General features: G+C 41.5%; 4 protein-coding genes and 1 pseudogene. 1 reads left to right on the top strand and 4 read right to left on the bottom strand.

The features are described from left to right. Window positions 1-86: 86 nt before the first annotated feature. From RMZ41_RS05965 to RMZ41_RS05950, 4 genes and pseudogenes are all read right to left on the bottom strand, one after another. Window positions 87-4,835, bottom strand: coding sequence for a PfaB family protein (locus RMZ41_RS05965; RefSeq protein ID WP_322643257.1), 4,749 nt, complete (start codon window positions 4,833-4,835; stop codon window positions 87-89). 221 nt (window positions 4,836-5,056) lie between these two features. Next, window positions 5,057-6,784, bottom strand: a complete 1,728-nt coding sequence (locus tag RMZ41_RS05960) for an SDR family NAD(P)-dependent oxidoreductase (RefSeq protein WP_322643256.1) — start codon at window positions 6,782-6,784, stop codon at window positions 5,057-5,059. Between the two features lie 129 nt (window positions 6,785-6,913). After that, window positions 6,914-12,337, bottom strand: a complete 5,424-nt coding sequence (locus RMZ41_RS05955) for a polyketide synthase (protein ID WP_322643255.1) — start codon at window positions 12,335-12,337, stop codon at window positions 6,914-6,916. Between the two features lie 229 nt (window positions 12,338-12,566). Further along, a pseudogene (locus tag RMZ41_RS05950) lies at window positions 12,567-12,844 on the bottom strand (hypothetical protein). 1,441 nt (window positions 12,845-14,285) lie between these two features. Between RMZ41_RS05950 and RMZ41_RS05945 the strand changes: the two are divergent. Continuing rightward, complete coding sequence (locus RMZ41_RS05945) at window positions 14,286-15,494, top strand: ABC exporter membrane fusion protein (protein ID WP_322643254.1); 1,209 nt, start codon at window positions 14,286-14,288, stop codon at window positions 15,492-15,494. Window positions 15,495-15,537 lie beyond the last annotated feature (43 nt).

Genomic DNA, 15,537 nt, shown 5'->3' with positions numbered 1-15,537 from the left:
ACGAACCGCCAAGACGCCAAGGACACCAAGGAAGAGATAAGTTAAGAATTAGTCGGTGCAAGTTGAGAGAGAATTGGTATGAGATATTAAGATTCGTCGTTAAGCAAGTTTTGGGCGCAAGCTAGTTGCAATTGAATTATTTCGCTCATTTGCTGGCTGTAATCCTGTCTAGCTTGTAAGAAGGCTGTGTGTGCTTTAGTTATCTTTGAATTATTAGCATTGAGCTTTTGATACTGGGTCTTATTTAAATCGAACATGCTGATGATGCTACTAATTTTTTGAGTTCTGACGGGTGGTAAAGAAACAGGAATTGGCTGTCTAATCGCGCTTGACTCAGAAGATTGTAATTGTTCTCTCGTTTCAAAAACGTTATCAATGATATTTTTCGATTTTACTTCTTCTGGCTGAGGCAAGATGTTAGAGGAATAATTTTCTTGTTGGGTTATGTGGTTGGAAGTGTTAAGAAAATCTGTGATTTCAGATTGTTGGAGATTAGGTATATCTTGATGCTGTATTTTGAAACGTTCGCTTCTAAGATCCCTAGCGAAATCTTCAACAAGTTTACGATTATCTTCGCTCAAAATTGTAGCAGCGATCGCTTTTCCACCCAAGGTAACTGTTCTCAATGTTGCTTTATTTGAATTAGCAGTGTCTTGGGCTTTGCTGTACAACGGTGATAAATCTACATTCACCTGATGACTGAGTAGTTTTGCTAATGCTTTGACCATTGAAGCATGGTCATCCATGCCTCTACGATTTAGAGAGACTGTGATGTGTTCTTTATCGCCGAGAATTTTATCAATCCATCGCGAACAGACACTACCAGCACCCGCTTCTAGAAATATTTTGACCCCATCGCCGTACACACGGTTAACTAATTGCGGAAAATCAAGTTCTTGGCACAATCCTTTGGCGATGTTGTGGGCAATGGTATCTCTTTCGAGTACAATTGGCTGATAATCGGCGGCAGAATAAAATACAATCCCAGGAAGATTTTTTGATGGTAAGCTGTTTACCTTCTTGATTTCCTCGAACTGCGATCGCATCGCTTCACAATGTATCACATGGTCGAAGGGCGCGGGGAAGGCATTACAACCTAAAGTTGCAATCACTCGCTTACAGGCGGCATCTTCGCCAGCGATTAATACTTCTTCTGGTGTGTTGATTTGAGTTAAGTAGACGCGGTTCTCATGTTTGAGGCATTCTCTAACTTGCGATGGAGTAGCCATGAGAACATAAGTATTCCAAAAATTGTTGTTTGGTGAATCGGTTAATCCCCAATATTCACGCACTGCATTTTTCGGCCCAGATAACTTATCGCCAAATAAAGGTGATGAGTTTAAGGTATTACTTCCACCCTCAAAATCACTCCAAACTCCTTGGGCAACCATCATGCTAGTTTCACCCAAGCTATACCCAAATACAGATTGCGGCTTGACTTTAAAATCATCTCGGAAAATTGCTGTCATGTATCTGGCAAAGGCGATTTCACTTTCAAACATCGCCAGTGAATCATCTAACAATTGCTTTTCGAGAGTTTCTAGTTGCCTAGTTGTCAATTTAGGTAAGCTTCTCGGATAAACTAACTTTTCAACATCGGCAGCCCGATTGTAGAGATTGTTACTTTTTAAATCCTCGAAGACTTTCGGAAATAAGCGAAAAACAGTCCGACCAATGCCAATATAAGAATTGACTGCTGCGGGGTAAACATAAGCAACTGCTCCATTTTTACCCAATGGTTTTGCTGTGAAATAACTTCCTAGTGGTGTTTGCCAATCTGTGCCGTTTTCAAAGGCATTATTTATACCTTTGCGGGCAGATTCAATTTCTTTGAGTAAATCTTTTGTGTTACGTCCTGTGATTGATAAGACGTATTTTGGATTAGAATGCTGTTGAAAAGTAGCGAATATCTCGCTGGCGGTAGCTGATAAAGAAGAACTCGCTTCTATGGTATTTTGGAGATTGTTGAGAAGATGGGAGATGGTGGTGCGATCGCTAACTGCGATGGGAAACAAATGAAAAGGCATTTGTCGCAAATATCTGTTGTCGCGCTCCTCTTGGCTGGGTTCTTCCGATAAGATTAGATGGGCGTAACTACCATCTATACCCATGCTATTAATTGCTGCTATTCTGCGTGTGCCGCCTTTATCGACAAACCAAGGTCTTGATTCCATTGCCACATAGAAGGGGCTACCTTCCCATACTTGCGGTGTTTTAACACCAGACCATTTTGGTGTGGCAGGAATATACCTGTAATAAAGACAGAGGGCGGTTTTGATTAAGCTAGCAATTCCCGATGCTGTATAGGTGTGGCCGATATTGGCTTTAACGCTACCTAATGCACAGTGCAAGCCGTTGCCCACTTTCGGATAAGCTTGGAGTAAACCTGTGATTTCGGCTTCATCCTCCTGGCGAACGCCGCTACCGAAGACTTCCACATAGTTAACTTCTGTGGGTTGAATATCTGCCATCTCGAAGGCTTGTTTGCAGACATCACTGATAGCTGAAGCATCAGGTTTTACCAAAGCATCACTCAAAGTAGAATTACCTTGTGCAAAACTCATGGCATCAATTACTGCATAGATGCGTTCATTGTCTTCTTTAGCAGCTTGGTAGCGCTTGAGGACAACAGCACCCGCACCTTCGCCAACCGTCCAGCCATTAGCTTGTTGGTCATAACCCAAGGTATTTACACCCGTATTAATTGGGGCAAATTGGCTGCGGAATAAGACGTTTTCTACACCACCCGCTAAATCTACTGCACCAACAACGACTGCATCAACTTCTCCCGTAGCGAGTAACATTTGGGCAATTTCCAACGCTTTGAGGGCAGAATTTTCGCCAGCGCTGACGGTGAATGCAGGGCCAGTGAAATTCCACAAAGCCGAAATCCGACTTGCCATGATGTTGGCGATGTGACTTACATATTCGCCGATTTCTACTGGTTGGTGAATGCTATCTTTGACAATGGTTTCCAGTTGGAAAAGGTGTTCCGCAGGTAGAGAAATTCCTTGCTTGAGTAAGCCGTCCTTAACTTGCCAAGATAGATTCCATCTTTGTTGTAGCTGATGCACAGAGAATTCTGTCTCGGCGGCAACAATCACAGCCACATTGCCACCCTCCTGTAGTTTCGCATCTTTGACGGCGCGATCGCTAACTTTCAGAAGCAACAATTGTTGTGGGTTTAACTTCTCGATTTCATTCGGTGGGATTTTGCACGATAAAGTATCGATTTCAAAATCTTTGATATATGCCCCTACTGGTGCTTTACCGTCTGCTAAACCGTACTCTTTCAGGACACTTTCTTGATTTTCTATCCCATGCCACCTTTGAGGCGGTAGAGAAGTAAAATGCTGTGTACCATCATAAATACTGCGTTCAAAAGCATCTAAACCATTACAGTTACCAAAAAAGGCATCCATGCCGACAATGGCGACTTTGGTAGGTGGAACAGGCAAAGTTGATTCAACTGATTCTGCTGTAGTTCCTTGTTCTAAAATCAGATGAGAATTAGTACCGCCGAAACCAAAAGCGCTAATAGCTGCCCGTTTAATTGGTGCATTATTATTCGGCCACGCCGTAGCTGTTCTAACAATTTTATCGGCGGAAATTGTACCTTTTTCTGAAGTTAAAGGTTCCGAAACATTCATGGTTGCTGGAATTATACCATGCGACATACTCAAAATCACTTTAGTCAAGCCAACCATGCCGGCAGCAGTTAACAAGTGACCAGTATTTGCCTTAGCAGAACCTACCAAAGGCGCGGCTTGATTTTGACCAAAGAATGTTTCTATGGAGTTAAATTCGGTTGTATCTCCCAGTAATGTGCCGGTGGCGTGACACTCTAGATAATCGATGCTTTTTGGGCTAACTTTTGCCTCATTATAGGCTCGTTCAAAAGCTAAGATTTGCCCTTTCGGATTCGGACTGAGTAAATGTTTACCCTTGCCATCATTGGAGAGTCCATTACCGCAGATAGTAGCGAGAATATTGTCACCATCTCTAACGGCATCAGAATATCTTTTCAGCATCACCATCCCAACACCATCGGCGGGGATTAATCCTCTAGAGGATTTATCTAAGGGGCGGCTGATGCCGTTTTCTGCATACCCTTGAACACCGGAAAATAACATCCGCACGAATAGCGAATCTGCACAACTGATGGCTCCAGCTAACATCACATCAGCTTTGTGTGACCATAAGTAATGAGATGCTAGTTTAATCGCATAAAATGAAGAAGAACAAGCAGCATCCAGACATAAATTAATCTGGGATAGCGATAAAGCTTGAGCAACGATAGATGCTGGTAAACCAGATATCATCGCATTGTATAAAGATGCTTTAGTTGCACTTGGTACAGCTAAATCAAAGTCTTCATCCTGCAAAAGTTCTCTGACAGCAGGATTAATAGCTTGCTGGTAAATTGGAGAGAATAATTGATTAGATAATTTTGTTGGAAATGACAGATTACCTAAAATTACGCCGCATTTTGCCAGAACAGTTTGATTACCCCAATAACCACTTTGTTCGATTGCTTGTTTGGCGGCATACAATGACCATTTGAAGGTGTTATCTAAACCAGCAACAAATTCTGATGGTAGATTGTATTCAGATGGATTAAACTGGAAGTTGCGGATGTATCCGCCTTTTAAGGAATAAGTTTTGTCTGGTGTACCTTTGACTGGATTGTGAAATATTGTCGGATCTACTCCGATTTCTTCGACGGTTGCAGAGGATGTGGAATCTTTTTGATTAACGATGTTTTGCCAGTATTCTTCAGGGTTTTTGGCATCGGGGAATAGGCATGATAATGCGATAATGGCTATTTTTTCCACGATTTATATGCTCCGAGTTTGGGTATTTAGCAAGAGATAATTAAAAGGCAGGATTTACGCTGTTCCCCAAACTTTGAAGTGGCAAGTTATAGCAATCCTAGTTGAGTTGTGAAAAATTCTGTTTTTAACGAACCGCGAAGGACGCAAAGGACGCGAAGAAGAGAAAGAGTTTCACAGAGATTTTAGGACTGCTATAGGTGTTGAGTGGTAAAGGAGGATTATTAGCTTCTGAGCATTTTCATTGACCAAATAATGGCGTGAGCGCCGAGCATTCGTGAATAGATTTTACCTTGGCGATCGTGTATGATAAAATTTGCGATCGCACTACTTGGTGTCTTAGCTAATATTTCACAAGAAACGTAAAATGTTTCGTTATGTGGTATCATTTCAAACTGTTCAAATTTCTCTACTTTTCCAGGTAAACAACCTTCTTCATGAAAGTGTTGTGTCCAAATCCATAAAGCGTGCATACTCAAGTCAGTTGTGTAAGGATTTACCCATTGGACGGGGAATTGTCCTTGTTCCTGTGCGGTGAGTTCTGGCCAGAGACATTCTGTTGTGATTCTTTCAGGGCTGATGTTTAAAACTCTTTTAACTTCTTGAAAACCAGGGCCGTGAAATAATGTAGCCCCACCATTTTGGTAAAATGCTTTTCCTGTCGCAGTGATGATATTATCTGGTTCGAGATTAAGAGATTCATAGATGGGTGCATCTGGAATTTCACGCTGGAGATTGAGTTGAGCGCTAAAATGAAAATGGATTCTCCCTTCAGGGTTTTTACTCGAAATTTTGGCTTTAAGTTCGATTCTTTCAAGATTAACTTTAGAAATTTCTTCTATTTCTAAAATATGTTCCTTCGCTAATGTTTCATTGAAAGTAATCCCCTTTAAAACTTTAAAATCTTGGTAATTAAACAATCTGTAGCCTGGATATAATTGTTCAGAAGCATTGATAATCCAGGTCATTGCACAAGTTGCTGGTAAAACTGGAGAATCAGCAATAGTATGATCGTGTAAAAATGGATTAGCCTCTAATGTCATTTGGCGACGAATACGATAAGTTCGTAGTTCTGAATCTAACTCCGCCGCCATTGGAACAAGTGGACTACCAATAACAACTTGCGCGGTTGCGTGGTTGGCATTATCCATTTCCTTAACGAGCATTTGTGCGCCGACAGCAATGGGAATTATGTCAATTTTTCGCTCTTGAAAAATCTTCTTTAATTCTGCTGTCACCATCCCACTATCCCAAGCGCCCCAGTTGATAGCGACTACATGACACGAGGGATAACTTTGCTTAAATATATGGGCTGATTTGTTCAGAATTTCATTTGCGATCGCATAATCAGATTGTCCGGGATTTCCGTAAAATCCTGTTACTGAAGAGAATAAAACTAAATGCTGAAGTTGATTAGGATTAACGCAAGCTAGCAGGTTTTCTAAACCTTGAACTTTGGCGGTGTAAACCTTTTCAAAATCTTCTTCTGTCTTCTTTTCAATTAACTTATCAGCTAAGTTTCCCGCGCCGTGGATAATTCCAGTAATTGGGCCAAGATTTTGTACAGCAGTGGCAAGTTTTTCTTGTAAAGCTGGCGTATCTGTAACATCGACGCTGATATATTCTGCTTTAGCTCCGGTTTTTTCAATTGCTGCTAGAGTCTTTTTAATTTCGCGGCTAGAGGTAATTTTGTTATATATTTTTTGTACATTCATGGGTGTGGGCTTCTCTCCTTGAGAAAGAAGATTTTCCATGATGCATTTTTTCAATGCGGATTCATCAGAATTTTGAGCAAAATCTGGCTCGGTTTCTAATAGTTCAGAGCGACCGAGGAGGATGAATTTGCAAGGTTGCTGTTGGGCTAATTTGATAGTACACTCAGCCGTAATCCCTTTTGCACCGCCGCTCACGACAAAGACAGATGATGGACTAAGCTGGGCTGTTTGTGTCATAAATCCTCTGATATTAATTCGTAATTCGTAATTAAAAGATGCTCTCTTATCTCTTTCTCTGTGTCCTCTGCGCCTCTGCGGTTTTTTTTAAACGAACCACAGAGACGCAGAGAGCGCAGAGAGAGGAGATTAATCGGCGATAATGGTGACTCGTCCTTGTAAACCATACCCAACTTCACTTATATAAAGGTTAGGGTCGTGAAGTTCGGCGATGATGTTTTGTACTGACTGTTTAGCGTCAAGTCTGGGGCTTAGGTCGATCGCACGAGTAAATACTTTTGGCCATTCCCATCTGAGAGTTTTGGTTAATCCAAACAAACCAGCGCCGATCGCACCGAAGTTGACTTTATACTCTAAGCCGAAAGCTCCATCAAGGTGAGCAACTGTGCAGAAACAACTACGTCCATGCTTTGCGGCTTCGTTTAGAGAGGGTTTAAGGTGTTTCGCCATCAAAAATACGTGCTTGATGATCGCCTTTTCTGATTCGTTATAAGAAATACTCCCGGTATGATTTCCTACGAACATTGGATGTAAGTGGATGAAGGCCCCAATCGTTCCGCAGTGAGATGCGATCGCTTGCAATTGTTGTTGAAGATGTTCTTCACTCAAGTTTGCTAAGGTGACGCGGGTTACTCCTGTCGGTAAAGGCGCTTGTTGGGCGATGAGCGATTGGGGGAAGCTGATAACTACTATTTTCCAGCCTTTCTCGATTAGGGATTCAGTTAATTTATAGGTGGTGAGGGAACCATCATCGGTGATTAAACCGATGTGTCCCTCTGGTAATGTGAAATCCAAGTAATCAGGCTGTGGTAAACTTCTGAGTTTGACGAGGTGGCGCTGGATATTATGCTCTAATTCCGGTGGCTGCTGTTGGACAAACTCAGGCTCAGACTTTTTTTTTTCACCTCCAGCCAACTGCTGTAGGTAATCGACTATTTGACCGATGGTGCGGAGATCGCCAAGTTCTTCGATATTCGGTTTGGGTAAGTTGGGGTACATTTCTTGCATCGCCCCTAAGATTTCCACCCGTTTAATCGAGTCAATCCCTAAATCCGCCTCCATGTCCATTTCCAGTTCCAGCATCTCGACCGGATAGCCGGTCTTATCGCTGGTGATGGCTAACAGGGTTTCACCTAAGTTTGCAAATTCATCACTTGTAGAAGGAGCAACTTCTGGTTCTGGAGTGAATGCGATAACTACGCTGGGTTCAGGTGCAGTGACTACCTCAACTACTGGTGCAGCCTCTACTGCAATCTCAGTTGCTTGTTGTACTTCGTGAACTGCAATTTCTACAGTAATACTTTTGGAAGCGTGGGATTGCAGATACTCTACAACTTGACCGATGGTGCGTTTTTCTGACAGTTCTTCTAAATTGGGCTTGGGTAGGTTGGGGTACATTTCTTGTAGCGCCCCTAAAATTTCCACCCGTTTGATGGAGTCAATTCCTAAATCCGCCTCCATGTCCATGTCCATTTCCAGCATTTCGACTGGGTAGCCGGTCTTGTCGCTGGTGATGGCTAAGAGGTTTTTATCCAAGTCAACAATATCGATGGTTGCGCCAGGTACAGGTGCAGCAGTTGTGGGTGCTGATTCTGGGGTGAATGCAACAATTTCGTTAACTGGAGGTGAGCTAATTTTGACTACAACTTCAGGTTGGGGTTCTACTACTGGAGGAACCGATGATGCCGCTACAGGCTCTACTGTCTCTGTTGAGAAAAGATTAGGGAGCAAAGAAGAGGAATTTTCATCCTTCTTAGCAGTGGGGGATACAGGAATTTCAACTACTGGCTCTACAGCAGCCGGCAGAGGTTCTTGGATAACATTTAAGCCATTTTTAACTACAGGCTCAGTTACAGGCAAAGGCTGGCTTTCTACTATCTTGGTAGTGGCGGGTACTGGTGCTTCTGTGGTGAAGGGAGTGAAATTGCTGAGTTTCTCTGTTAGTTCTGTTACTCCCTCACCAGAGATGATTTGAGAATATTCTTGCTGGATGAGTTGGAAAAAGTTTTTAGTATATTCCAACTGCTCTTGAAGATATTGTTCATGGATGCGTAGAGTTTCACCTTGTTGGGAATGAAACTGCATCATGCTACGCTCTAAGCTTTCCATGACAACTAGCTTCATTTTGGCAGTTTCGGCTGTTGATTTACTTTCGCTCAACAAAGAATTCTGCTGCTGCATCAGTTGGAAGAACGCTTTAGCGTATTCCATTTGATGGTTGAGATAAGTACCGTGAACTTGTAGATTCTCGGCTTGATTTTCCTGGAATTGTGTCAGGAGATATTCTAAACTTGCTAAAAGTTGTTCGTAATTTGTAAGTTTTTCTGGTGTTGGTTGCATCTTAGATTCCTGGACTGGTTGTGACAGGGTAACAGGATTCATCTGTTGCTCTGGCTGGGTGATGATATTAGATGTCACACCGTTCATGGCTGGGGTGGATTTTTTATGTCCGTTAGTCTCAATTACAGCCAGAGGTGGAGTTACACCTGGGCTGCTAAACAAAGGAGTCGCATCAGAATATTCGGGTGTAGGTAATGTGACTTGATGCCCATCTTGCAAAGCGAGAGCGAAGGCATTTTTCGTTTTTTCGGATCTATAATTGATGCCGTTTAAACGAACATTTAATGTCTTTTTCGTCTCAATTGGCGGGATGGTTTGAGGAAGTTGGTAAGGATCGAGGTTATTCAAAGCCAAACCAATCACCCGCAACTGCACAACTGCTTCTCGCAAAGAGCGATCGCTATTCTTTTGAGTGCTGGGGTTCAAAGATACGGTGATGTGTGGGCGATCGCCAAGGATTTCTTTCACCAAGTTGCTAAGAATTCTCCGAGGCCCAAATTCTACAAAGCAAGTACCACCGGCTGCATAGATATTTTCAATTTCTTGCTTAAACAGCACTGAGTTGGAAAGGTGCGTTTCCAGAATCTTTTGAATACCTTGGGCTTCCTTGGGATACTGCTTACTGGTAACGTTGCTGTAAACAGGGATTTTGGGAGTTTGGAATTTAACAGACTTGGTGGCGATCGCAAAGGATTTTTGAGCAAAGGCGATTAACGGTGTGTGGAACGCTGCTGATACAGGTAACAATACAGCCGTATATCCTTTCTCATGTAAAGCGTCTTTGACTCTGGCTATTTCTGCGGTCGGCCCAGCCAAAACAAATTGAGTGGGAGAATTTTGATTAGCGATCGCAACTTGCGGAAAATGTCTGATTACTGCTTCAACTTTGCTGATATCTTCTTTAACAGCCAGCATACTACCCGCATCATGATCTGGGTCTTCTGGAGCCGCCATTGCTTGACCCCTAGCTTTCACTAAGAACAAGTAATCTTCAGTACTCAAAACTCCCGCAGCCCATAGCGCTGTGAGTTCACCAAAGCTATGACCAGCAACAAAATCTGACTTAAATCCGGCTTGTTGCAGTATGCTATACATCCCTGCACTCAACACCCCGATGGCTGGTTGAGCGTATTCTGTACGTTGTAAGGCAGCAATTTGGACATTCTTTTCTGCCTCTCCAAACACCGGATGAGGGAAAACGATTTCTGACAACGGCTGCAAATTATCTTTGAGCAACAGGCTATCCATATAACCATGAAGACGGCGCATCAAAGGAAAATTCATCACCAGTTCGCGTCCCATCTCCAGGTATTGCGAACCTTGTCCAGAAAATAGAGAGACAACTTTTCCGCCCAATTCCATACCAGAGGAACGGTAATAAATCCCTTGGGGATGCTCCCAAGATGCGGCTGACCCTTTGAGTTTTAGCCAGTCAATGCTAGTTTGCAATAACTTGCAAGCTTCTTCGAGATTTTCAGCGACAAATCCAAATCGGGGAGCAGAGAGAGGAATTTGTGGCGATTTGCACTCATTGACTAATTGTGCGTAATGTGATTTGCCTTCAGGCGATCGCAACTTACCCAAAATTTCTTCCGACTTGCTCAACAGTTGCTCTACTGTAGGAGCAAATAACAGCACTTCATTAGCATCACTGTGTAAGCGGTAAGCGGCGTTTTGGTCAGCTTCATATTCTTCCAAAACGACGTGATAATTGGTTCCGCCAAAGCCGAAAGAACTTACACCTGCACGTCTTGGCGCTTCTCCTTCTGGACGAATCCAAGGTCTAGTTTCGGTATTCAAATAAAAGGATGAATTTTTAATGTTGAGTTTGGGGTTTGGCTCAGTGATGTTAATTGTTGGCGGTAATACTTTGTGATGTAAAGCCAAAGCAGTTTTAACCAAACTCGCCGCACCCGCAGCCGCTTTTGTGTGTCCAATTTGTGATTTCACACTACCCAAAGCGATATGCTGCTTTTTATCATCATGGACATCAAAGAAATCTTTTAAAGAACCGAATTCTGTCGGATCTCCTGCCATTGTGCCAGTACCATGTGCTTCCATCAAACCAACAGTAGCGGGAGAGAAGCCGGCATCTTCATAAGCGCGTTCTAAGGCTTTAACTTGACCTTCTTTGCGGGGAGCATAAATGCTCTTGTAGCGTCCATCACTGGAAGTACCAATACCTTTAATTACGGCATATATTTTATCGTTGTCGCGTTCAGCATCTTCTAATCGTTTAAGGACAAGCATGGCGATACCTTCACCCAACATCATCCCATCAGATTTAGCATCGAAAGGTTTGACATTTTCACTGGGAGAAACCGCCGGTGTTTTGCTAAACGAGATGTAAGCCATGATGGTGTTATCGGTATCAACACCACCAGTCAGCATCATGTCAGAACGATGCTCAACTAGCTCGCTGATTGCCATTTTCAAAGCACCAAAGGAACTAGCGCAAGCCGCATCAACTACGCAGTTCATCCCGCCAAAATTGAGGCGATTGGCAATTCTACCCGCGACTACGTTAGCTAACATTCCAGGGAAAGCGTTCTCATCCCATTTCACGTAAGCGCTTTTGATTTTATCAACGATTTTTTGGGTATCTTCGTCAGATAAACCACTGCTTTTAAGTGCTTTTTCCCAAATTGGATATTCCAATCTTGCAGAAAGTGGCATTCCTAATTGCTTGGCCATCGCCACGCCTAAGATTACCCCAACCATCTCGCGGTTAAATTCGCGTTGTTCGCCATAACCTGCATCTTCCATCGCCTCTTTCGCAACCACTAAACTTAATAGTTGCGATACATCTGTGACTTCTAAAATGCTAGGTGGTATGCCGAATTCCATCGGGTTAAAATCAACCTCTGGAAGAAACCCGCCTCTTTTGCAGTAAGTTTTATCTTCAGTAGTTCTGGGATTTGGATCGTAATAATCTTCGACGCTCCAGTGAGTAGCAGGAACATCAGTAATACAGTCAATTTTGTTTACTATATTTTGCCAGTATTCGCGCAAGTTTCTAGCTTGAGGCAATAGAGAAGCCATCCCAACAATGGCGATAGGATTGTGTTGTAATTGTCTGTTAATTTTGTTAATTGACACTGATTTATCTGATTTCATTTTTTTTCCTTCGATAGACTTAATTACAGCCTGTTCACAATTATTTATCAGGCTCTCTAACTCCGTTAATGCAGTATCAATTGAATAAGCAGACATAGGGCATAGTGAGTACTGTGGATTGTGTAGTTACAGTAATTTCTGTTGCCTACTAATTAAATGAAAAACTCTTGTTGTGCAACCAGTTAGCACCTCTGAAAGTCTGGTGAAAAAGTAATTACGAATTACGAATTACGAATTACGAATTATGCCAGGTAAAGCCTTATGTTTCCAGGCGACTTTGGCACACTGCGTAGGCGTAGCCCGTCGTAGACATCGCAAAAAAATGTTATCCAACGCTAGACTCTTTAAATTGTGGCAATAGGTCAAAGACGTTGTTAAAACTGGTAAAATAGTCTTGGAGTGTAATAGCTGCTTGACCAGTAAATTTAATCCATTTGTAATGGTAGAGATTTTGAGTAATGGTATCCTACTGTAGCGATAAAAACTGAGGAGTAGCTAAGAGAACAGAAACGTTTTTTCACCTGAGAGCTTTTGATTATTTAGCCTAACCACAGCAACATAGCTGTTGTTAATGGCAACGTTCTGTACCTCGATTAATGTCATAGCCAATTTCAACGTTCGGGATAATGTATTTTATGCTATTTGAACCCGCAAAGTTGACAAGTTCGTTACACAAAAGACACCACCTTTAATCCGAATTTATGCAAGTTGAAAAAGTAATTAAACGAGCAGACGGCGATGAGAAAGCAGTTATCTTTAGTTATTTTTAATTTCAAAACCTCAATTAAATAACTAGTTTGTTTAACCACTTTAAAACATTTAATTAATAAAAACACTAACACACTTTACAGAAACTAAATCATTTCTTTAAACTTATTTTATAAAGAAAAATCCACAATTCCTGATGTTAACTTAAATAAAACTGAGCAAAAAAGTATAACTTGCCACTCTATAAGTGCGTCAAATATTTTGTTATCTACGCATTAACCATAAATTTGTGCTGAATTAAGTTAACAATGTAAATCTGTTGTCTAGTAAGTAACAATTTGATGAATACATAGAGCAACTGAATAACCATAAGTATGTTTTTTCAGAGAAACATCATAATTAAGTCAACGTTTTGGGTTATTTTTCAATATAAGTCAAGTTAAGAAGCAAAGCGGTTATTTATAAAGCAAATGTTAATTTTTAGTATGTTGCTTGATAAACATAATCATGATTACATCAGTTAAAAAGGCAGTTAGAAAGCCGAGGCGAATTGAATGATGCCTCTGGCACACCTGCCGTAGGATGCCCGTTCGCGTAGCGTCTCCTTTAGGAGAAGGGCTGTAGAGCGAATGCGGCTACACACACAAACTTAGTTCGCTGAGGCAGGCTAAGAAAAATTGGGTATTTGAAACCCATACAGGTGGGTAAAACCTCGTTTAGACAGGGTTTCTAACCGTCCTTTAATCACTATGAGCAAAACCAATAATAATGTCTTATACTACACAACCTTGCTAACAATAATCTGTTAGTAATATCAAATCTACTTAATAACTAACTATTTGTTGGTATTCAATTTTCAGACACTAAATTAGTGATGAATACATTTCCTCAGCATTTAATCTTACTGTAACCAAATATTTTAGTGATAAAATCAAGACTTATGCAAAGTAAATCGGTTGACAACAATCAATTTTCATATCATAATTAATGAAAAGTTTATCCAAATTTGATTTCATTTTTATTAGCGCTTCGTTGTTCTTGAGAGTTAAGTTTTCTGGTTAGCACTATTGTATTTTACGCTACTGGATTAGATGTCAAATTAGGATATAACTTAGGAAGCTTTGAAGTAACACCACCATTAATTTTCACGCCACAATAGTGATTTTGGGCGGCAAAAGCGTACAACAATTCATATAAAACCAATTTAGACCCATCCACTTGATTAAGATAGAAACTCTAGAGGAAAAGCCCTCTTGGTAATTTGCGGATGAGTCTATATCTAATGGACTAAATATAACCAGGCTATCCCCTAAAAAAGCAGAATTGGAATGAAAAGATGGCAGTAAATAAAGAAAGCCGATTATTCACAAAACCCGTAGGTAGATCGCAAGTAATTTTAGCAGCTTCTCTAACTTTAGCAGCCGGATTAATAGCTTTTTATAGTTTAGTTCCATTTTGGTCTAAACCAAAAGTTCAGACAGCGCCAGCAAATCCTCCAAAAGCTGTGACTCCTGCAAAAGTTGCTGTAACCGCCTTGGGACGTTTGGAACCAGAAGGCGAAGTTACTACTTTGACTGCTCCTACTTCTAATAATGGGGTGCGAGTAGATAGACTTTTGGTGAAAGAAGGAGATACGGTTAAAGCAGGGCAATTATTAGCCTATCTAGAAAACTATGGCCGTTCTAAAACTGCACTGCAACAATCTATAGACCAACTGCAAGTTGCTAAAGCTAAACTAGCGCAGGTTAAATCTGGAGCCAAAACCGGAGATATCGAAGCTCAAAAGGCTGCGATCGCACGTTTAGAGCCACAATATAAAGGAGACGTTGCTACCCAACAGGCCACAATCGACCGCATCCAGGCTGAAGTAGACAATGCTCAAGCCGAGAATAATCGTTATCAGCAATTATATAAACAAGGTGCGATCGCGGCTTCTGTAGCAGATAGCAAAGCCTTGCAACTCAAGACTACACAACAGCAACTAACAGAAGCCCAAGCTACCCTCAAGCGCACTGAAGACACATTCCAACAACAACTTAAGCAAGCACAAGCACAACTCAAGAGTGTTAGCGAAGTACGTAATGTAGATGTTCAAGTCGCACAAACCGAAGTCAACAGTGCAACAACTTCTGTTCAACAAGCAAAAGCCGACTTGGATTTAAGTTACATAAAATCGCCCATAAATGGCAAAATTTTAAAAATCCACGCCAAAACCGGAGAAGTAATCAGCACCAACAAAGGATTTGCTGAAATCGGTAAAACATCTCAAATGTATGTGATTGCAGAGGTGTATCAAACCGATGTTCAAAAAGTGCGTGTAGGACAAAAAGCCACAATTACCAGCACTGCATTTACTGGAACAATAAAAGGAACTGTAAAAGAGATTGGTTGGCAAGTTGACAAGCAAAACATCTTCAGCATCAATCCTGGTTCAGACACAGACCGCAGAATAGTTGAAGTTAAAATTTCCATCGATAGTCCCGCAGATAGTGAAAAAGTTGCTCGTTTAACTAACTTACAAGTGGATGTCGCCATTCATATTTAGTCAATTGGCAGAGTCATTCACAAATGACAAATGACCAATGACA

It is taken from the genome of Nostoc sp. DedVER02, from assembly GCF_034530675.2.
GTDB lineage: Bacteria > Cyanobacteriota > Cyanobacteriia > Cyanobacteriales > Nostocaceae > Nostoc.
This window is presented reverse-complemented; position numbering and strand designations above follow the sequence as displayed.